A 20,505-nucleotide genomic window follows, 5' to 3' on the forward strand; every position below is an offset into this window, starting at 1 on the left:
TTGCGCAAAAGCTCGCGCTCTAAGCGCTCGCTACGAAACTCGCGTTGGAAGTCCACTGGACTTCCAACCTAAGCGAGTTTCCGCTCCGAGTTGCCTTCGCGCGCTAAATCGCAGCGCTCAGGCAGGTCGTCGCGCTTTTCATTCTGCTCAAGCTGAGCTTTCAAATCCTCTAAAGCAGCAAAACGAATATCCGTAACGTCATGATGATGATCTGGATGCTCGTTTAAGTTTTCGCCACACTGAGAGCAAAGTCCGCGACAATCCGGCTCACACAACGGTTGCAACGGCAGCTCACTTACCATCGTGTCGCGAATAAGAGCCTCAATATCCGCAAAATCACCACCCGCAACTAGAGGATACACATTGCCTGACTCGTCATTTTCATCCCAAATTTGCGATTCAGCTTCATCCGCATCGCCACGAGTATTGCGATTATCCGAACGATTAGAACGCGAGTCAGCATATGGAAAGAATACGCACACATCCACTTTCCAATCGCGACGAAGCGGCATCAAGCATCGAGTACATTCTGCATGCACCGGGGCAGTAATACTGCCCTGAAACATTAAGCCGTCAACCACAGCATCAAAATCGCCATCAACCATAACATCACTGCCTGGCTTTACGCCAATAACGTAATCTCCAATACCTTCCGGCGCCGGAAATACGCGATGCAACGACATGCTACTACCAGCGCGCGCAGCCATTTGCGCTACTGGAACAGCCCATGGTGATTGGGATGGATGCGAAGCCATTACTAATTCCTTTCCTCTTCATCATCGTCATACAATGATGAGCTAATGTCATTTTGTACGTGCGCTGCAGCTCGACGACGATCTTCCAACACTCGCTGACCCGCTTGCACATCTTGTTCTAATTTATCTAGCTGCTGCTTTAAGCCTTCCATAACAGTCGCGCAATACTGATCCGCACCTTGCGTAAGCTTGTCTGATTTTGCTTGCGCAGTAGCGAGAATATCGCGAGCTTTCTGTTTTGCTAAAGCCGTTACGTTTTCTTGACCTGCTAAAAATTGAGCACGCTCTTGCGCTTCTTCAATTATTTCTGCAGATTGAGATTGCGCTGAAGAAACAATAGAGCTTGCTTGTGCTTGCGCTGTACGCAAACGTCGCTCTGCTTCTCGCATTAACGCAGAAGCTCGCTCCAATTGCACAGGAAGCATATCTTTCAAACGCGCTAACTGGTCAACGAACTCATCGCGATCAATTTTTACCATTCCTGCAGCAAACAAAACATTCTTGGCTTCCGAAAGAGTTGCTTCCATTGCGTCAATAATGTCGTAAACTGTAGTAAATTCAGCGCGGCTCTTTGAACGCGCTTCATCGCTTATTGTTTCTGCAGCTACTTTTGAAGTTTCAGATTCATTTTCCTCAAAGTCGATAACGCCACCATCTTCTCGCTCTCGTAAATCTGGAAGAGGGAAAGGAGAAAATGATGCTGGCGAAGAAGCTGCTTTGCTATTTTTCTTGTTCTTATTTGTACTATCAGCACCATTATCCTGCACATCTTCCGCAGCAGAAACACTTCCAACTGCCGCAACAGATGACGTTTCTGTGTTGTCAGCATCTGTATCAACTAATAGGTCGCCTTCATGCGCACTTCGTACGTCGGATTGCGTTTTATTTACAACGCCATCTTGAGCATCTTCTTCATCTGCGAGAACCGGATGCAATGGCAGCTTTTGATTGCGATCAACTTGCACTTCGCGCTCCATCGTGTCGTCTCCTTCACTAGATAATCCAGAAGTTGCGTCAGTAAGTTCATTTTTATTTGTCATCTTCTACTCTCCTGTTCAATTGTTCAGCATAGATGAATTATTATCTACGCCTAATGATTGCTCACTAAAAAGCTTTTTTAATAAGGGTATTACGTTATCTGGAACCATGCCAGTAACATTTCCCCCATGACGAGCAACATCTTTAACCACAGAGCTTGAAACATGCTCAAGCACAGGATCAGCAGGCAGGAAAAGCGTTTCGATACCTGCTAATTTGCGGTTCACTAGTGCCATTCCAAGTTCTGCCTCATAATCACCGTTTTGACGTAAGCCTTTTACGATTACTGTAGCACCAACTTTTGTACAGTAGTCAGTAATCAAACCAGCTGTTGAAGTTACTACTATTTTGCAATCGCGATTGAAGCTATTTTGAGATTGCGGCAAATTATTTATTGCTTCTTGAATAATTTTTACGCGCTCAGATTCAGAAAATAACGGAGTCTTTGCAGCATTTACCGCAACTAGCACATGTACTTCATCAAATAGATGCGTACAACGTTGTATTACGTCTAAATGGCCGGCAGTGACTGGATCATACGAGCCGGGGCACACAGCTATAGTCATGCTTTTAGATTATCACCCATTGCGCTCAGAACAAAAATATATTAAAAAATAGCGTTACTTTTATCGTTAAAGATAGAAGTAACGCTAATACGCAATATAAACTACTTAAATACGCAACATAATTACTTAAAAATTAAACTTTCCTAATTCCTCGTATATGCGCTTACATTCAGGGCAAACTGGGTAGTCATTTGCTTCGTGTCGAGGAATCCACACTTTACCGCATAAAGCTACTACTGGTCGACCAGTTAAGCGCGACTCATCAATTTTGTCTTTTGACACATAGTGCGCAAAACGATCTGCATTACCACCATCATCTAGACGAGCATCTTCGTCAACTTCTGGACGTTCTAGAACAGAAGTGCTTGTGCCGGAACCAGAATCTGGATTTGCGGATTGCGAACCAGATTCCATAACAGCATCTAACGCATTATCTGCTTCTAAAGATGAAAACATATCGCATCCTTTCGTAACGCATTGTGTAACGAATTTCGTAGCGCACTAAAATTTAATTGAATTTTATTAGCAAAATCAAGCATAAAGCATTATCGCAACAAACGCTCAAAAAAGCTGTCAGAAACGCTAGTCTTTACGCATGAATTATTCGCTAATTATTCGCGAAAATTATTTGCGAATCTTATTTAGTTATTTAGTAAAGTTTAGTTTTAAAAAGATTAATTTATAGTACTTTTATAGTACTTGAATTTCTGTTGGTATTGCAGGGTCTCCGCGCATCAAACTTTGCGCAGCCAAAGGCAGTCGACGCAAAGCAGAAGCGCAATAATCCTGGGCACGTATAATCGCATCGTGACCCATAAACTGTTCGTCAGCTTCACCATCGACCATGTAATCAACTAGCAGATTTTCCCACGAATCCTTAGGCTTAAACTGAGCGAGCGCAACTTCCGAACCGGAAATCACGCGTTCGCAATCAGCTACACCGCAAGAATCGTTGCTGTAATCGTATGAACGATACGCCAACTTACGTCCAGGCACAGTCGCTTTATTCTTAGAACGCTTAGCAACAGGCTGCATTACACCATCTGCACCCTCACGCTCAGTAAGCTTATAAACCATTGCACAAGTTGGAGCACCGGAGCCGGTTACAAGCATTGTGCCGATGCCGTAAGAATCCACAGGCGCATTTTGTAAGGAAGCAAGAGCATACTCGTCCAAATCGTTAGTAACTGTAATCTTTGTGTTTTTAGCACCCAACTCGTCGAGCTGATTCCTAACGCGACGAGCCAGAGCGCACAAATCTCCAGAATCAATACGAATTCCGCCAAGATCTGGACCTGCAACTTCCACGGCTGTCTTTACAGCTTCCTCAATATTATAAGTGTCAACAAGAAGCGTAGTGCCTTTGCCAAGAGCTGCAATTTGAGAAGTGAAAGCGTCACGCTCGGTGTCGTGAACAAGAGTGAAGCAGTGAGCTGCGGTTCCGATTGCCTTCAATCCGTAAAGTTTTGCAGCCAACAGATTTGCAGTACCTTTAAAACCGCCAATAACCGCTGCGCGAGATGCAGCAACTGCAGAATATTCGTTTGTGCGACGGCCGCCCATATCCATGCAAGGACGACCTGCGGAGGCTGAAACCATACGTGCTGCGGCAGAGGCAACCGCGCAATCGTAATTAAGCACAGAAAGAAGCACAGTTTCAAGCAAAGTGCACTCACCAAAAGTGCCTTCTACCTGCAAAATTGGCGAATTCGGGAAGAACATCTCCCCCTCGCGATAACCGGAAATTTTACCGTGGAATCGGAAATTTTCCAGCCATTCAATGGTTTCTGCGCTAACAATTTTACGATCACTTAAGAAACACAAATCATCTTCCGAAAGATGGAATTTTTGCAGCTCTTCCAAAATGCGGCCCATGCCAGCAACAACTCCGTAACGACGACCTTGAGGCAAGTGGCGCGTAAAAATTTCAAAAACGCACTTGCGATTTGCAGTGCCGTCTTTAAGAGCAGCGTCGAGCATAGTGTATTCATACATGTCCGTCATAAGAGCAGATGAAATCTCAGCCATGATATTCCTTTCGTAACGAACAAAATAAAAACTAGTTACTAATTACCAATTCTTTGGGAGTGGCGTAGTACGCGCGAGTAGTTAATAAGTATTCACAACGTAACACTGGAATCATATTAGCTCTATCTACTGAGCTTGTTACTTGGCTGATACTTGGGCTGTGTGGGAAACAGCGAGCGCGACGATATACCTGAGCACTGCGCAACGGATAACGCTCCAAACGCGAGATAAGTTCCCCACATTTGGAGCGTATAACGACGATAAACGCTCCAAATGCGAGATAAGTTCCCCACATTTGGAGTGCCAAACCACAAGCTCGCACTATAAGCGCTCGCTTACGAAACTCGCGTTGGAAGTCCACTGGACTTCCAACCTAAGCGAGTTTCCGCTCCGAGTTGCTTTCGCGCGCGCTGTGCTACGCTCAAGCAGGCCGTCGCGCCAACGCGAGAAAAGTTGCGCACGTTTGGAGTAATAGACAAAGCAATGCCAAATCGCAGTATAAAGAAGCATTTATAATAGCAATTATGCTTAATAAGAGTTTGAACGAAGAGACTGCAAAAGTTACTAAAGCCGCAGAAAACCTGCACTTATACAACACGGCTTCACATTCAACGAACACTTTCGTACCTAAAAAGCATGGTCAAGTAGGCATGTACGTGTGCGGCGCAACAGTGCAAAGTTCTCCGCATATTGGTCATATTCGCGCAGCGATCGCATTCGATATAATCCGTCGCTGGATGCTGCGTTTAGGATACAAAGTCACGTTTGTTAGAAACGTCACAGATATTGACGACAAAATTATGAAAAAAGCCAACGAATCAGGGCAAAATTGGTGGGAACGAGCATATATTTACGAGCGCGAATTTACAAAATCCTACAATACTTTAGGAGTGCTTGCGCCAACAGTTGAGCCACGCGCAACAGGTCATATTACAGACATGGTTGAGCTGATTGAACGCTTAATCGAACGCGGTCACGCATATGTTATTAAAGACAATGACGGAAATCCTACTGGAAATGTCTATTTTGACGTGCCAAGTTGGGAGCATTACGGCGAATTAACGCACCAAAATCAGAACCAAAATGAAACTTGCGCAGATGAAGCCGCAGCTATCGCAGACGCGAAAGGTCCAAGCGTAGACGCTGCCGAAAACGATATTTACAATCCAACAGATCCTGCAGATGCTTCACCAGACAAACACGATCCTAGGGATTTCGCACTTTGGAAAGCACCTTGCGATTTCGATCAGCCGGATGCGCGCTGGAAAACTCCTTTTGGCGAGGGACGCCCTGGTTGGCATATTGAATGCTCTGCTATGAGCCATCGTTATCTTGGAAATGATTTCGATATTCACGGAGGCGGCCTGGATTTGCGTTTCCCTCACCACGAAAACGAAATGGCACAAACGCGTGCTGCTGGATGGGAAAGCGCCAATGTGTGGATGCATTCAGCATGGGTTACCGCCAAAGGTGAAAAAATGTCAAAATCGTTGGGAAATGGTCTTTCCGTACCAGTAGTTTTGGCAAATAATTCGGCTTGGGTTGTGCGATATGCTTTGGGAGCAGTGCAATATCGCGCAATGTTGGAGTGGTCTGACCAAGCTTTGGTGGAGTCAAAATCGGCTTATGATCGCATTATGAACTTCCTCGAGAGAGCTGACAGATTGCTTGACAAGAAGCCAACTTGCGAAGAAGTGCGCTCTGTTAACGCAGACGAGCTTCCGGAAGATTTCACTCGCGCTATGAACGATGACATTAACGTTTCTGGCGCAATCGCAGAAATATTTACTACAATTCGTCAAGGAAATACTCTTATTGACGACTGCAGCAAAGATTCTTCACAAGCACAAAGCGAAAGCGTACAAAAGCTCATATATCTCGCTGTTTTGCAAGTGCGAGCTATGTTAGATACTTTGGGCTTGGATCCTTACGCACAAACGTGGGCTTCGAACGATAATCAATCGCCTGCAGAAGGCTCAAACGGCAAGGAAAACAAAGAACACTCAGCTTTGGACTCTTTAATTACTTTGCAACTTAAAGCTAGAGCAGATGCTAGAAAAGCAAAGGATTTTGCTACTGCAGATGCTATTCGCGACGCGTTAAATAACGCAGGAATTGTAATTGTCGATACTTCGCAAGAATCATCTTGGCATTTGCAATAAACGAAAGTAACGCAAAAGCAAAAGAAAACGCGAAAGTATTAATTAGCAAATCAAGTTAGCAATTGCACTAAAGTTACGTTAGCAACAACAGGTAGAATGGAAAACTATGGCAGCATTTAGTTCGTTAACAGACCGCCTTTCCAATGCTTTTAAGCATTTGCGCAGCAAAGGCAAGCTATCAGAATCCGATATTGACGGCACAATTCGCGAGATTCGCCGCGCACTTCTCGACGCAGACGTTGCGTTGGAAGTAGTCCGCTCATTCACTGCTCGAATTCGCGAGCGCGCTCTTGGTGAGGAAGTTTCGCACGCTTTAAACCCAGCTCAGCAAGTTGTGAAAATTGTAAACGACGAGCTTACGCAAGTATTGGGCGCAGGTGTAGATAGGCAGCTTAATTTTGCGAAGTATCCTCCAACTGTAATTATGCTTGCAGGTTTGCAAGGTGCGGGTAAAACTACGCTTGCTGGAAAGCTAGGCTACTGGCTGAAGGATGCAGGCCATACTCCTTTGCTTGTAGCAGCAGATTTGCAACGACCTAATGCAGTCACGCAGCTGCAAGTTGTTGGCGAGCGCGCAGGAGTTCCTGTATTTGCTCCAGAAAAGGGCGTACAAACAGGCGGAAGTGCGATTTCTTTGCCATGGTTCACTAAAGGCGACCCGGTTAAGGTTGCGCGCGATTCTATTAATTATGCGCGCGAAAAAATGTATGACACTGTGATTATTGATACCGCAGGTCGTTTGGGTGTTGACGAAGAGCTCATGAAGCAGGCACGCAATATTCGCGATGCCGTGCAACCGCAAGAAGTGCTGTTTGTTATTGACGCAATGATTGGTCAAGATGCTGTTCGCACTGCTCAAGCTTTTAACGATGGCGTAAACTTTACCGGCGTTGTGCTTTCTAAGCTTGATGGCGACGCTCGAGGCGGTGCTGCACTTTCGGTTGCAAGCGTTACTGGAAAACCGATTTTGTTTGCCTCTACAGGTGAAGGTTTGAAGGATTTTGAAATCTTCCATCCTGATCGAATGGCTTCACGCATACTCGATATGGGCGATATTTTGACGCTTATTGAGCACGCACAGAAGCAGTTCGACGAAGAAGAATCACGCAAGGCTGCTGCAAAAATAGCTGAAGGCAGCTTTGGTTTGGATGATTTTTTGGAGCAGCTTCAGCAAGTTCGTAAGCTTGGCTCAATGAAGAAGCTTTTGGGTATGATGCCTGGAATGGCTGCCCACCGTCAAGAGCTTGAGCAGTTTGACGATAAGGAAATTGACCGCACTGAGGCGATTATTCGCTCTATGACTCCTCAAGAGCGTAGAAATACAAAGATTATTGACGGATCTCGCCGCGCGAGAATTGCTGCCGGATCAGGTGTGAGCGTTTCGCAAGTTAATGCACTTTTGCAACGTTTCGAACAGGCTGCAAAAATGATGAAGCGAATGAGCGGTGGAGCTGGGATGCCTGGCATGGGCGGCATTCCTGGATTCGGTGGAGCCGGCAGTAAGTCGAAGCGCAAAGACAAGAAAGGCAAGAAGAAGGTCGGAAAGTCCGGAAATCCAATGCGCAGGGAAGCTGAAGAGCGCGCGTTGCGTGAGCGTCTTTCTGGCGAATCTACTAGCGACGATGTTGCAGGTTCTGCTTTTGCAAAGCCACAGCAACCAAATCTTCAGAATCTTCCTGAAGGACTTAAGGAACTTATGAATTCCGAAGACGCAAATCAAGATAATCAACTGCCACCTAACTTTGGCGGCGGATTAGCTGGCTTATTCGGTCGATGATTTTAGTATTGGCGTTTTTGTGGGTTATATTTGTGCCGCTTCTTTTGTGGCAGCTGATGCGTTGGCTGCCAGCAGGTGCGGATAAATATAACCCACTTCCGTATGTTATTGCGTTGCTTCCACTTGCAACTTACGTTGTGGGAGCACTGTTTTTGTGTAATTTTGGCGCTTTTTTGCTGTATACATGCTGCGCAGAGAAAGTAACGAAATCGCTTAATTTAGCACAATCTTACGCGAAATCTTACGGATATTTATGCGTTGCTTACGCTGCGCTATTTTTGATTTCGCTTAAGTCGCATACGCCGTACTGGTTTGAAAGATTGCGTAGGTTGCACGAAAGCAAATCGTCGCGCAAAAGCTGCAAGGAACGGCATCAAGAAATACGCGTGATGACTCTTAACTGCAGATACGGAAAAGCGAGTGCATCCGAAATAATAGAAATAACGAAAAAATATCACGTAAATACGTTACTTTTACAAGAATTAAGCGAGTCTTTAGTAAAAAATCTTGAAAAACTTGGAATATACGAAATTTTTCCAACTTCGTGCGTAGGTGCGCAAAGTGAGCATAATAACGGCGGATTCAACGCTATTTTTACGCAATATTCCGCGATTTCTACTTGCAATAATTCCGTAAAAATTGAAGCTGCAAGCGTACCAAGCGTTACAACTTGCTTAGATTTTGGTGCAAATGAAAAAGTTTTGGTGAAATTTGCTTCTGCACATCCAAAGTCACCGATGCGTGGGTGTGCTGCTTGGAGTAATGGAATTCGCGCACTTGCGACTATTGATTCTACTACTGATTCTTTCGCCGATTGCACTAACGAATGCGCTGACGAATCTACTTCGAAAACTTGCGATTTAGCAACTCTTACTATTGTTACTGGCGATCTTAATTCCACAGTCGACCACCCAAGCTTTCGCTCGCTTTTGAAATACGGATTTACAGACGTTGCGCTTTCGCTTGGAAAGCGTCTACGCACATGGCCTACATGGCTTAAGTGGCCAAATCTTACACTTGACCATGTGCTATTTTGCGCAAAAAACTGTAAATCTAACGCACTATGGCAAAAGAATGTAGTTGTCGACGGCACTGATCACTTAGCATACATCGCAGCAATCGGCCTACAATCACTAGATAAAAACGTCCAAGCGCGCAGGCATAATAGATAAGTTATTCGCGTGAATCGGCGCCCTCTTCCCGACCACGTGAGGAACATGTGGAAGCTCGCAAGGAGTGCCCCACACCCGAACGAAATTCCACGACTCTAGTTATAAGGAGAGCCATTTTGGCAACCAAGATTCGTCTTAAGCGATTGGGCAAGAAGTTCTATGCCTTCTACCGTGTAGTCATTTCTGATTCACGCAACAAGCGCAACGGTCAGTCCATCGAAGAGATCGGCGTTTACGATCCAAACAAGCAGCCATCTATGATTCAGATTGATTCTGAGCGCGCACAGTACTGGCTTGGCGTTGGCGCACAGCCAACCGAACCAGTGTTGAAACTCTTGAAGATCACTGGTGACTGGCAGAAGTTCAAGGGTCTCGACGGTGCCGAAGGCACGTTGAAGACTTCTGAAGCTGGTCCAGACGCACAGGCTCGCGTTGAAGCTGTTGAAGCTGAAGCTCAGAAGCTGAAGGCCGCTAAGTCTGAAGCCGCTGCTAAGGCTCAGGCTGCAGCTGAAGCCGCTGCAAACGAAGCCGAAGAAGCCCCAGCTGAAGCTGCGGAAGCTGCCGAAGCCGAGGAAAAGGCTGAGTAATCATGCTGGCTCAAGCTGTTGAACATCTCATTAAGAACATCGTGGATTTTCCAGATGACGTGTCGGTACGTTCTCACGAAAATGCTCGCGGCGAATTGCTTCGAGTACGCGTGAATCCTGAAGATATTGGTCGCGTTATTGGACGCAATGGTCGTACCGCTAATGCAATTCGCATTGTTGTGCAAGCTTTGAGCAACCACAATGTGCGCGTTGACATTATGGACGTACGTAAGTGAGATGAACGTGGCATTAGACCAACAATCTTTTGACAACCCTCAGCAAAGTCGTAATGACCTGCTGAGGGTTTGTCGTATCGGTAAAGCCCAAGGTTTAAAAGGCGAAGTTACTGTACAAATTTTTACAGATGAGCCTTACGAACGTTTTGAGCCAGGAAATGTATTGTGCACTGCAGACGGCGAGCGCGAGTTCGTTATTGAGAACGCAAGAACATTCAAAAATCGTTGGATTTTACTATTCGAAGAATCACAAAATCGCAACGATGCGGAAGCACTTAATGGCACTGAATTGTATGTGCATGCGGAAGATGCGCAAGAACTTGCTGCCGAAAATGCTTGGTATATTAAGGATTTGGTCGGTTTGCAAGCGCGTTTGTGCGAAGAAAATCAGCTTGGGCTTACTCCTAAAATTATTGGAAAAGTCGTGGATGTGCTCGACGGCGCGCAATCGTTACTGAAAATCCGTTTAGATCATCCGGTTGACGAAGAACATAAAACAGCGCTCGTGCCATTTGTTGAAGCTATTGTGCCGGAAGTTGACGTTGCAAACGGGTATTTGACTATTAATCCTCCTGGCGGTTTAATTCCGGGGCTTTCGTAGTTTTCATAGTTTTATCAGTTTTCGTAGTAGAGTGCCTTATGATGGACATCGATATTATTTCCGTATTCCCAGAATATTTTCGCATGCTAGACCTAAGTTTGTTAGGCAAAGCGCAAAATAATGGTTTATTGCAAATTCGCGCATACAATTTACGCAAATGGACTCACGATGTGCATCAATCTGTTGATGACACGCCGGTTGGCGGTGGTGCTGGCATGGTTATGAAACCTGAGGTTTGGGCGGAATGCTTAGACGAGCTGCTTAGCTTGCCAAAATCTGAAGTAAAAAATACGTGCGATACGTGCGATAGTTGCGAAGAAGCAAAAATCGCGACTAATAAAATAGACTCAACTAAACCAATTCTTATATTCCCGAACCCTTCTGCCCCACTATTTACGCAAAAAGACGCAACAGAATTAAGCAACGCAAATCATTTAGTATTTGGATGCGGCAGATACGAAGGCTACGACGCTAGGATTCCAGAATATTACCGAGCGCAAGGAATTGACGTACGCGAGTATTCAATTGGCGATTACGTGCTAAATGGCGGAGAAGTTGCAGTAAGCGTTATGCTTGAGGCAATTACACGCTTAATCCCGGGGTTTATGGGAAATCCTGAGTCGATTGTTGAAGAGTCGTACACAGGCTCGGACGCACTTTTGGAACACCATCAATACACGCGTCCAACTACTTGGCGCGGTATAAGCGTTCCGGAAATACTCACTTCCGGAAATCACGCCAAAGTTGATCGTTTTCGTCGAGATGAAGCTATATCTCGTACAAGCGAAATTCGACCTGACTTGATTAAAAAATTGGACTGCCACAAGCTAGATAAATCGGATCGAAAAACGCTTATGTCGCTCGGATGGGAAGTTTCCGGCGAACATCCGCGCAAAAACTCGCGCTAGCAGCAAAAGCCGGAAATACTCCGACAACAGTATTGCTATGCTAGCGTTAATTACTTGTTGATTAGAGAACACTAACATTATTGCTGCCGCACGCACAACACAAAATCTCTCCACCATAACACCACCACCTGTTTAGTACGCTAACTTCAATGTACTAATATTCGTGTGGTGAGATTTGAGATTTTTCGCACTGAGCGAGGCGAACGTCAGAGCCGCAGGCTGCTGATTCGCCAAGCGAAGAAGAAAAATCGAAAAATCTCTGCGATAAGGCACGGTTATTAACGATTAAACACGCAGAGTTTGGGGGATTTCTTTACGAGCACTAAAAGAGGACTGCGCATTGATTTGCCGGAGCGCTTAAAGCCGTAGTGCGCAGAGGCACTTCAATGCGGAAACTCGCTAAAGTTGGAAGTCCAGTGGACTTCCAACGCGAGTTTCGCAAGCGAGCGTAATAAAACGCGAGCGTATCGTTAAAAAACGTTTAAGAATAAAGCGCACGAAAGAACGCTCACGCGCACAGCGCGCTCGCTACTGAGCTTGCGTTGAAAGCACACCGTGCTTTCAACTTGAGCAAGCTCACGCTCCGAGTTGCTTTCGCGCGCACAATGCTGCGCTCAAGCAGGTCGTAGCGCATGCGAGAAAAGAAATCCCCCAAAACTCGCGCCACATCCTGAGTACAAAAACAGATTGTAACGAAGCCGAATCAGATCAATCGCGCTTAGGCTGAATGAACAGCACGGAAGTTTCTCCGTAATTACGCGTATCAAACAGCTCCCAGCCCTCAGGCATAGTCGGCAAAACACTTCGCGCGCTACGCTCCAACACAATCAACGTATCCGCAGAAACGCTCGCAACTCCGCTCGCAATCATCGAAGCCAATAAACTTTCGCAATCCGCAGTTTCGTAAGCATAAGGCGGATCAATAAAAACCAAGTCAAACGCTTCCCCACTATAATCCGCAACGAACTGCTCCGCGCGCTTTCGAAGAACCCTCATAGAAAGCGCAGAATCCCAAGCCTTTGAACTCTGCAACGCTTTCGACGTACGAAGTATCAGCGCAGCCGCTTGCGAATTTGCTTCAACAGAAACAAGCTCACGCGCGCCACGAGATAGCGCCTCAACTCCTAACGCACCTGTGCCGGCGAATAAATCAAGAACGCGAGCATTGTGCATAACATCCCACGAATCGAGCCTAGAAAATATCGCTTCTTTCGTGCGATCTGTAGTAGGTCTTGTACACGACTGCGCTGAAGTAAGCGGCAAAGATTTAAAACGTCCAGCAATAATGTGCATTCTTCTAGCTTATCCTCCCCCTCCCGACAGTCATTGTTACTCAATGCGATTTTGTGATTATTTAGTATTGTCTATGAGTTTTAAACACATTTGTTGGAGAATTTACTGGCATTTGTTTTCGGTTTCGATACTCGCTTTACAGCTGTGTAAAGGAAGTGTCGCGCGCAGAAAGCAAAAAGCGGCAAAGCATAGGAAATCCTAGCTTTACCGCTTAATTTTATTCACTTAAGATTACGCAAACTCACGCGTCAATCTTACTTATTTACTTCTTCAGGATTCGGGATTAAGAAGGAGCAAGCAAACGCAAGCGCAAGTAACACAATGCCCGCAACCATCGAAGCCATGTATCCGCCTGTTGCACCATTAGTTCCTGCAACATTCGTCATCACAGCGTAAAGAATTGCAAAGCTTAAGCCAGCACCCAAGTTAAAAGCACCAGCGTTCATGCCTGGCAAGTATCCTGGATTATCCTTTGGAGAAAGCACAATACCAAGTCCGTTAAGCATAATGTTTGCAACACCTGCGTAGCTTACGCCCAAAGCCAGCGAAAGCGCAACCAAAGACCACACCGATGGATTATTAGCAACATACATACCAAACACAACGCCAATCACACTGACAATAATGCCAGCACGAAGTACCAAACGGTAACCAAACTTGGCAGCCAGCATACCAGCCACAGGCCCAAACAAGAAGCCAATAATTGCGTAAGGCGTCAACGTTGCAAAGCTCACCACGTCAGCACCCAAGCCAGCACCAAACTTAGCATCCTGAGCAAGCTGCGGCACTACACCATTCATCAAAGCAAAAACGCCAGTCATGGTAAGCAGCGTGCAAGAAAGCAAGCCCCACGTGCGACGCTGCTTCATGTAATGCGTCGAAACCAAAGGAGCAGCAATCTTTCCTTCAATTCTCCAGAAAATCGCGAAGAAGATTACAGCCACTACCACAAGGCCTGCAACCATAGTCAAGTTAGCATTTGCAAGCTTATCAATTTCATTAATAGCAAGATATGCTGCAAGGAACGCAATACCAAGCGTCACAACGCCCAACCAATCCATCTTTGAAGTTTCCTCCGCATAAGATTCTTCAGCAGCAACAATCACCATAATCACTGCCGCTACAGCAATACCTGCCATAGTCCAGAACACCGAACGGAAACCAAACTTTCCAGCAAGCCAACCGCCAAGCAACGCATCAACGCCAGCAATACCACCGTTTACAGATGTCAAAATTGCCATTAGCTTTGCGTAACGCTTTTCTTCAGTTACGCGCACGCGAAGCATAATCAAGCACATCGGCACTACAGGACCAGAAGCACCCTGCAAAATACGTCCAAGCATCAAAATATTCACATCTGGAGCAAGCGCAGACACTACGCAGCCCGCAATCGTTGAAATCAAAATGCCAATAAGCACCTTCTTACGACCGACTAAATCAGATAAGCGCGGCAAAAACAGTGAGAATAAAGCAGCAGCAGTAAAGAACACTGTTTGAGTTAAGCCGATTTGCGTATCGGTTGCGTGAAGCTCTTTTGTCATTGTTGCTAATGCTGGAGAAAGCATTGAAGCGTTGAGCTGGAAAGCAAAAATAGCAACGAGTAGCGCCGTCATTAACGCAACAATTGATCGCCCACCCTTGTCTAGCATGGAAGGCGTTGGAGATGAAACTTCAGTCATAATAGCCTCATATCAAATTTCGTATAAATTTTATTTTCGCGCAACTTTGCCGCTTTATTTTCTTTCGGTAAATTTGCAGTATTGTTGCGCAAAATATCGTGAATAATTCTAGTACAAATCAGCCGATACGCTTCAGCGCGTCAATAATCAAATCCCAGAATTTATCGAAATCAAGTTTGGTTGCAACTTGCGTATGGCATTCTTCTGCGGATGGTTCTGGTCCGCGCAAATCTGCAACGGTCATACCAACTGTTAATTCGCCCTTAATTTCAACGTCTACAGGGCAGCGACGAGTAGCCACCACACTGTGGTCAATCAAATAAGCAATCGTGCAAGGATCATGAACTGGCGGATCAATAAAGTCTTGATTATCCTTATACGCTTTACGGAAGAAGTCCATCAAACCGCTAGCAAACGCAGAAAGAGGCGTGCCAATAGCATTAATCTTTGCTTGCACTTCAGGAGTGCAAAGTGCCTGATGTGTCAAATCAAGACCGACCATAGTAATAGGCCAATCCTCATTAAACACAACATGCGCAGATTCTGGATCAACCTTAATATTAAACTCAGCAACCGCGCTCCAATTACCAACGTGATATCCGCCGCCCATGAGCACAACTTCCTTCACACGTCTTACGATTCGTGGCTCAAGGCGCACTGCCATAGCAATATTGGTGAGCGGACCAGTTGGTACAAGCGTAATCGTGCCAGGTTCGTTGCTCATAATCGTATCAATAATCCAATTTACAGCGTGGCCTTCGTCCAATGGTCGCGTTGGTTCTGGAAGCGTTACGCCGTCTAAGCCGCTTTCGCCGTGCACGGAAGCCGCAACTTCCAGAGGGCGGACCATTGGTCGGTCGCAGCCTGCGTGAACTGGAATGTGAGTTGCACGAGCCATTTCGAGAGTTGCACGCGCATTATACGTGACTTTTTCAAGGCTTTGGTTGCCGCCAACTGTAGTTACGCCGAGCAACTCAATATTTGGGTTACCAAGTGCCAACAGAATAGCCATGGCGTCATCATGGCCAGGATCGCAATCTAGGATGATTGAAGTCATCATTACTCCTTCGTAGATAACTAACTTCTTGTTAATAACTTACGTAAATAGTTTTCAGTTATTTTTGCTATTACGTTTGCTACTAACTGCTGTTAATTTATGCGTAAATTGCTCTATGATCCATGCTCGTACGCCACTACGCATTTCGCTGCACATACGCTCCATTGCATCATACAACACTAATTACCTAACATTTGTTTATATAACTAAACAAATGACTAATAACAAGTATAGCAGACCTACTATTGTATGCAAGAAAAATTTACAAGATTAATTCGTAAATTAAATAAAAGAAATAAAATCAGCGCAAAAAGCACTAATTAAATGCGCTCATGAATATTCGTCATGCGTTGAGAAATAAGTTCTGGATTAAACAACTCATGTACAGGCTGCATAGATTCAGTATTCAAAGCTGCAGCAGCAACCGCAAATCTGCCAGTTTTTGAAGAATCAAATTCGTTATATCGCGCGTAAATAAGCGCCGCAGTAGCAGCATCGCTAGAACCGTTGTCGTTGCCGACTGCTTCAACACCAACATTGCTATTTCCGCGAGTTAGCATCATTCTCTGGACGCGCTTAACTGGGACAGGATAGAACGACACTCCCTCATCTGCAACACCATAAGCAACTCCTGCGCGACCGGCATTTACAAATACACGTTTTACTCCACGCTTGAGAAGCACATTCGCACAGCGAATTGCAGAACGCTCGTCAACAGCATTAACGCCAGTTAAAGCCTGCGATTCAGCAGTATCTAAAATAAGGGTGTCAATACGAGACAATCTAGAAAGCACTCGAGGAGCTTTTGCATCCGTAATTGCACGAACAATAATAGGACGGCGATAACGGTCACATAGCCACTCAATTGACTTTTGCGGAATATTAGTATCCAACACCAAAATATCAGCATTTTCAATAATGGACATGCGCTCACGCAAAAAATCAGGAGTCATGTGGTCGTAAATACTCATATCGTCTAAAGCAAGCAAACGCTGACCAGAAGCGTCACCAACATACATGTACGAAGCAGTCATTGACTCAGGAAGTTGCTTCGCATAACCAATATCTAAGCCGTTTGCAGCAGCATCAATGCGGAAAAGCTCTCCGTTGTGATCGCCACCGTAGACAGAAACCATGCTTGTGCGAATATTAAGACGTTCCAACGCGACTGCAATATTCCTTCCAACACCGCCTAGCATATAGCGCACACGGGAAGCATTAGACGTGTAATCCATCAAATCTCCGCAAGCAATGCCAAGAACATCCATGCTAATTCCGCCAACAACAGTCACATAACTTGGAGGAGTAACAATATATCCCTTACCTCGTAAATATCCTTTGCGAATTAAATTGGAAATATGAGCAGCCACACCTGAACGAGTAATTCCTGCGAGATTTGCAAGTTCCTGTTGGCTAATCATCGGGTTTTGTTGAATCCAAGTCAAGATTTGTTGTTCGCGTTCGGTCATTGTCGCCTCATCTCTATTGTGATTACAAATGATGCCTACTATCTAGGATATTCACAATTCTCATAATATGCACGTAAATTTATGTAATTTTGTTGTTTTTTTATATTATATCCAACAAAAGTTGATATTAATTATCAATTAAAAATAGTTTCTTACCGTATTTTTTACTAAATTAAGTGCATAAATATGCAATAATTTTTTCTTTATACTTTTTTTATAGGATAATTTATTCATACAATATTGTAATCTTTATAAGATATTTTGCGCGCAAATTCAGAACTTTAGAATTTTAATTGCTTACGATTTGCGCACTTCCACCTCTCGTAAAATCAAGCACTGCACCTGCAAGATACGGCAACGAAACAAGATGAGTGTCTTTTTGCAAAGTCTCCAACGCATCTTCACGAGCCATAGCGATAATCTTTGCATCCTTAACAACTCGCAAAATCTTCAAACTCGAGCGACCACCCGACTGCTTATCGCCAAGAACATCGCCAACATTGCGCAATTCCAAATCTTTCTTAGCAATTACGGCACCATCTAGCGAATTTTCAACAACTTGCAAACGTTCTTGAGCAAGACTTCCATCCTCAGTTTGCGCAACCAAAAATGCCCAAGAATTCGTGCCACCACGCCCAACACGTCCACGCAACTGATGCAATTGCGCAAGACCAAAACGATCCGCGTCAAAAATCACAATGCAACTCGCTTGAGGCACATCAACACCGACCTCAATAACCGTTGTAGCTACAAGAACTTGCACATCTCCGCGCGCAAAACGTTCCATCGTTTCGCGTTTCGTAGCATCATCGTCGCGACCAGTAAGCTTAGCAAAAGTAACGCCTTTAAATTGCGGCAAAGCTGAAAGCCGCTTCAAAATGCCGTTAACTGTATGAAGTTTGCGCAAAGAATCTGCGTTATTTTCTTCAGATTGATTAGATTGCACAGATTGCGAAACATCTTCAAAACCTTCAGATTCATCGCTATCAAAATCCCTACCAAAATTACTAACAGAAGCACTACCAGAATCCCTACCAGAATCCTCATTAAAATCATCATCAATATGCGCGCAAACAACATACGCACGCTCACCTGCATCAATGCGAGCACGAATATGCGCAAACATTCTCGCCATAGTATTCGCATCCGATTCTTGCACAACAAAAGTGCGAATAGGTTTTCTACCTCCAGGCAGTTCAGTTAAATACGAAGCATCCAAATCACCGAACCACGTCATAGCAGCAGAGCGCGGAATAGGCGTTGCAGTCATTACTAAAAGATGCGGTGTAAAAGACTTTTCAGCACTATTATGCGAATCTACGCTCATTTTGCGCAACAAAACATCGCGCTGCTCAACACCAAAACGATGTTGCTCGTCAATAATTACCAAAGCTAAATTAGTCGGCTTAAAAGTCGACGAGAACGCTGCATGAGTTGCAACAATAAGCGAAGGCTCTCCACTTGCCACACTCGCTAGCGCACGTCTGCGATCCGCAAGTCTCATGCCGCCAGTTACGACGATTACAGGCACTTTTAGATTCGCGCGCGCAATCATTTGGCGCAAATTTTCGGCATGTTGAGACGCCAGAACTTGAGTAGGAGCCACAAGCACAGCCTGATAGCCTGATCCAACTGCCTCGAGCATTGCAGCGAGCGCAACAACTGTTTTTCCGGAACCAACTTCACCTTGAAGCAAGCGACGCATCGGATGGTGCTCACGCATGTCACGTACAATCTCATCAATTACATCTTTTTGACCTGCAGTAAGCTCAAACGGCAAACTTTCCACAAATTCATTTCTTATAAGAGAATTATTACAAGATTTTGCTTGATTATCTTTAGAATCTTCACGAGATCGCAATACAGCTACTTGGGAAATAAAAGCTTCTTCATAGCGCAACGAGTCAACAGCTTTATAAAATTCGTCAACTGATTGCGGATTATGAATTGAGTATATTGCTGACGCTCTAGTCATGAGGTTACGTTTTTTTAGCACTGATTCAGGCGTAATATTTGGGATTTGCAGGGATTCAGTAGCGCAAGCTGCGGAAGATGCGGAAGATGCAGAATCTTCAGAAAGTGCAGACAGCATAGAAAGTATTGTTTCGTGAATATGCTCACTAGAGATTCGCGAATTTGCATGATACACGGGCATAGGAGCGCTCATACGCGCCAAACCATCTTCCACGCTTCTTACAGTATCGCGAGATTGATGCAAGCTATCGCTTTCTTCTGCAGCAGATACAGTAAGAATTTGAGGATGCGTAAATTGCAATTTACCATTAAAAGCGCTAGACATGCCGCCAACAACAACCATTTCGCCAACATGCATCTTTGCGGAAAGCCACTGAGCGTATTGACGATTTTTAGAAAAATAAATAAGCTGAGCTACCACTTGCATATCTTGCAAAACGTTAATTTCGATTCTAAAACCGCGACGAGCGTTCATAGGCACAACGTTAATTGACTGAACTTGCGCATAGAAAGCCACTTCTTCGCCAATTTTTACATCTTTTAAGTTCGCAATTCTCAGTGGACTTGTGACTCTAAATGGGTAGTAAGTTAGCGCGTCTTTGACTGTGACTATGCCCAAAGATTTTAATGCAGAAACGCGTCGCTTATTGCTGATTATTGCACAAAGCGAAGTATGCATTTTGGCTGAGTTCGTGGGCGTATTTAGCATATTTCGATTATAAATCATCCGCAAAGCATTTGCTTAAGCGCGCTCCAAACGCGAAGAAAGTTGCGCACGTTTGGAGCGATATGGCGCGTTAAACCCTCCAAACACGAGGAAAGTTGCGCACATTTGGAGCGATACACCAGACCAAACCCTCCAAACGCGAGGAAACGCGAGCGCAACGAAAATACGCAAATACAAAAAAGCCCCGAGCAACACTCAGGGCCTTACAATTTAAACGCAATACAATGCGCGAATCACGCCTCAACGCGCTGAACCTTGCCAGCCTTAATGCATTTCACGCACACACGAAGGCGAACGTTCTCGCCATCAATGGTGGTGCGAACCGGCTGAAGGTTCGGGCGGAAGGTGCGCTTATTGCGGATATGCGAATGTGAAACAGTGAAACCAGTCTGAGGTCCCTTGCCACATACTGCGCAACGAGCTGCCATAATTGGACTCCTATTTTCTTTGACTTGCAAGTCTTGCGTCATTCAAAC

Annotated in this window: 18 protein-coding genes; 7 read left to right on the top strand and 11 right to left on the bottom strand. The window is 45.0% G+C overall.

The genetic code is table 11. From position 1 onward, the window contains the following. Positions 1-68: 68 nt before the first annotated feature. The 5 genes from HXT39_RS05240 to HXT39_RS05260 form a co-directional block, all read right to left on the bottom strand. Positions 69-755 (bottom strand): YceD family protein, encoded by a 687-nt coding sequence (locus HXT39_RS05240; protein WP_004110281.1) that lies wholly within the window; start codon positions 753-755, stop codon positions 69-71. A gap of 2 nt (positions 756-757) precedes the next feature. Further along, positions 758-1,795: a hypothetical protein gene (locus HXT39_RS05245; protein WP_102703370.1), complete on the bottom strand. Its 1,038-nt coding sequence runs from the start codon at positions 1,793-1,795 to the stop codon at positions 758-760. A 15-nt stretch (positions 1,796-1,810) separates the two neighbouring features. Then, on the bottom strand, positions 1,811-2,359 hold the full coding sequence (coaD, locus tag HXT39_RS05250; protein WP_012913867.1) for a pantetheine-phosphate adenylyltransferase: 549 nt from the start codon (positions 2,357-2,359) through the stop codon (positions 1,811-1,813). A 126-nt stretch (positions 2,360-2,485) separates the two neighbouring features. Beyond that, positions 2,486-2,815 carry a DUF3039 domain-containing protein gene (locus HXT39_RS05255; RefSeq protein ID WP_012913866.1) on the bottom strand — a complete coding sequence of 110 codons (330 nt, stop codon included), beginning with the start codon at positions 2,813-2,815 and terminating at the stop codon, positions 2,486-2,488. A gap of 234 nt (positions 2,816-3,049) precedes the next feature. Further along, positions 3,050-4,387 carry a nicotinate phosphoribosyltransferase gene (locus HXT39_RS05260; RefSeq protein ID WP_012913865.1) on the bottom strand — a complete coding sequence of 446 codons (1,338 nt, stop codon included), beginning with the start codon at positions 4,385-4,387 and terminating at the stop codon, positions 3,050-3,052. 524 nt (positions 4,388-4,911) lie between these two features. Between HXT39_RS05260 and cysS the strand changes: the two genes are divergently transcribed. From cysS to trmD, 7 genes are all read left to right on the top strand, one after another. Then, positions 4,912-6,549 carry a cysteine--tRNA ligase gene (gene cysS / locus HXT39_RS05265; RefSeq protein ID WP_033888634.1) on the top strand — a complete coding sequence of 546 codons (1,638 nt, stop codon included), beginning with the start codon at positions 4,912-4,914 and terminating at the stop codon, positions 6,547-6,549. Positions 6,550-6,655: 106 nt separating this feature from the next. Then, positions 6,656-8,326: a signal recognition particle protein gene (gene ffh, locus HXT39_RS05270; protein ID WP_004110266.1), complete on the top strand. Its 1,671-nt coding sequence runs from the start codon at positions 6,656-6,658 to the stop codon at positions 8,324-8,326. After that, positions 8,323-9,498 (top strand): endonuclease/exonuclease/phosphatase family protein, encoded by a 1,176-nt coding sequence (locus HXT39_RS05275; RefSeq protein WP_004110263.1) that lies wholly within the window; start codon positions 8,323-8,325, stop codon positions 9,496-9,498. Before ffh ends, HXT39_RS05275 begins: the two co-directional genes overlap by 4 nt. 116 nt (positions 9,499-9,614) lie before the next feature. After that, a complete protein-coding gene (gene rpsP / locus HXT39_RS05280) occupies positions 9,615-10,085 on the top strand; it encodes a 30S ribosomal protein S16 (RefSeq protein WP_033888579.1) in 471 nt (156 codons plus the stop codon). Positions 10,086-10,087: 2 nt separating this feature from the next. Next, the gene (locus tag HXT39_RS05285) at positions 10,088-10,321 is read left to right on the top strand and encodes an RNA-binding protein (protein ID WP_004105376.1); all 234 of its coding nucleotides are present in this window, start codon (positions 10,088-10,090) and stop codon (positions 10,319-10,321) included. A gap of 1 nt (position 10,322) precedes the next feature. Further along, positions 10,323-10,922, top strand: a complete 600-nt coding sequence (gene rimM, locus HXT39_RS05290) for a ribosome maturation factor RimM (RefSeq protein ID WP_033888578.1) — start codon at positions 10,323-10,325, stop codon at positions 10,920-10,922. A 41-nt stretch (positions 10,923-10,963) separates the two neighbouring features. Then, positions 10,964-11,830 carry a tRNA (guanosine(37)-N1)-methyltransferase TrmD gene (gene trmD / locus HXT39_RS05295; protein ID WP_199172883.1) on the top strand — a complete coding sequence of 289 codons (867 nt, stop codon included), beginning with the start codon at positions 10,964-10,966 and terminating at the stop codon, positions 11,828-11,830. Between the two features lie 708 nt (positions 11,831-12,538). Here the strand turns inward: trmD and rsmD are convergent. From rsmD to rpmB, 6 genes are all read right to left on the bottom strand, one after another. Further along, positions 12,539-13,123, bottom strand: a complete 585-nt coding sequence (gene rsmD, locus HXT39_RS05300; protein WP_103013810.1) for a 16S rRNA (guanine(966)-N(2))-methyltransferase RsmD — start codon at positions 13,121-13,123, stop codon at positions 12,539-12,541. A gap of 254 nt (positions 13,124-13,377) precedes the next feature. After that, on the bottom strand, positions 13,378-14,802 hold the full coding sequence (locus HXT39_RS05305; RefSeq protein ID WP_004110247.1) for an MFS transporter: 1,425 nt from the start codon (positions 14,800-14,802) through the stop codon (positions 13,378-13,380). 118 nt (positions 14,803-14,920) lie between these two features. Beyond that, on the bottom strand, positions 14,921-15,859 hold the full coding sequence (locus tag HXT39_RS05310; protein ID WP_033888576.1) for a nucleoside hydrolase: 939 nt from the start codon (positions 15,857-15,859) through the stop codon (positions 14,921-14,923). 320 nt (positions 15,860-16,179) lie between these two features. Next, on the bottom strand, positions 16,180-17,328 hold the full coding sequence (locus HXT39_RS05315) for a PfkB family carbohydrate kinase (protein WP_076002633.1): 1,149 nt from the start codon (positions 17,326-17,328) through the stop codon (positions 16,180-16,182). Between the two features lie 289 nt (positions 17,329-17,617). Continuing rightward, complete coding sequence (locus tag HXT39_RS05320; RefSeq protein ID WP_103013809.1) at positions 17,618-20,029, bottom strand: ATP-dependent DNA helicase RecG; 2,412 nt, start codon at positions 20,027-20,029, stop codon at positions 17,618-17,620. A 233-nt stretch (positions 20,030-20,262) separates the two neighbouring features. Beyond that, complete coding sequence (rpmB, locus tag HXT39_RS05325) at positions 20,263-20,457, bottom strand: 50S ribosomal protein L28 (RefSeq protein ID WP_012913853.1); 195 nt, start codon at positions 20,455-20,457, stop codon at positions 20,263-20,265. Positions 20,458-20,505: the final 48 nt, after the last annotated feature.

This window comes from Gardnerella sp. DNF01159 (assembly GCF_049244215.1).
Taxonomy (GTDB): domain Bacteria; phylum Actinomycetota; class Actinomycetes; order Actinomycetales; family Bifidobacteriaceae; genus Bifidobacterium; species Bifidobacterium swidsinskii.

Excerpts from the sequence above, each read along its gene's own strand:
- HXT39_RS05240 (WP_004110281.1), bottom strand. The coding sequence starts at position 755 with ATGGCTTCGCATCCATCCCAATCACCATGGGCTGTTCCAGTAGCGCAA.
- HXT39_RS05245 (WP_102703370.1), bottom strand. The coding sequence starts at position 1,795 with ATGACAAATAAAAATGAACTTACTGACGCAACTTCTGGATTATCTAGT.
- coaD (WP_012913867.1), bottom strand. The coding sequence starts at position 2,359 with ATGACTATAGCTGTGTGCCCCGGCTCGTATGATCCAGTCACTGCCGGC.
- HXT39_RS05255 (WP_012913866.1), bottom strand. The coding sequence starts at position 2,815 with ATGTTTTCATCTTTAGAAGCAGATAATGCGTTAGATGCTGTTATGGAA.
- HXT39_RS05260 (WP_012913865.1), bottom strand. The coding sequence starts at position 4,387 with ATGGCTGAGATTTCATCTGCTCTTATGACGGACATGTATGAATACACT.
- cysS (WP_033888634.1), top strand. The coding sequence starts at position 4,912 with ATGCTTAATAAGAGTTTGAACGAAGAGACTGCAAAAGTTACTAAAGCC.
- ffh (WP_004110266.1), top strand. The coding sequence starts at position 6,656 with ATGGCAGCATTTAGTTCGTTAACAGACCGCCTTTCCAATGCTTTTAAG.
- HXT39_RS05275 (WP_004110263.1), top strand. The coding sequence starts at position 8,323 with ATGATTTTAGTATTGGCGTTTTTGTGGGTTATATTTGTGCCGCTTCTT.
- HXT39_RS05285 (WP_004105376.1), top strand. The coding sequence starts at position 10,088 with ATGCTGGCTCAAGCTGTTGAACATCTCATTAAGAACATCGTGGATTTT.
- rimM (WP_033888578.1), top strand. The coding sequence starts at position 10,323 with ATGAACGTGGCATTAGACCAACAATCTTTTGACAACCCTCAGCAAAGT.
- trmD (WP_199172883.1), top strand. The coding sequence starts at position 10,964 with ATGGACATCGATATTATTTCCGTATTCCCAGAATATTTTCGCATGCTA.
- rsmD (WP_103013810.1), bottom strand. The coding sequence starts at position 13,123 with ATGCACATTATTGCTGGACGTTTTAAATCTTTGCCGCTTACTTCAGCG.
- HXT39_RS05305 (WP_004110247.1), bottom strand. The coding sequence starts at position 14,802 with ATGACTGAAGTTTCATCTCCAACGCCTTCCATGCTAGACAAGGGTGGG.
- HXT39_RS05310 (WP_033888576.1), bottom strand. The coding sequence starts at position 15,859 with ATGACTTCAATCATCCTAGATTGCGATCCTGGCCATGATGACGCCATG.
- HXT39_RS05315 (WP_076002633.1), bottom strand. The coding sequence starts at position 17,328 with ATGACCGAACGCGAACAACAAATCTTGACTTGGATTCAACAAAACCCG.
- HXT39_RS05320 (WP_103013809.1), bottom strand. The coding sequence starts at position 20,029 with ATGATTTATAATCGAAATATGCTAAATACGCCCACGAACTCAGCCAAA.
- rpmB (WP_012913853.1), bottom strand. The coding sequence starts at position 20,457 with ATGGCAGCTCGTTGCGCAGTATGTGGCAAGGGACCTCAGACTGGTTTC.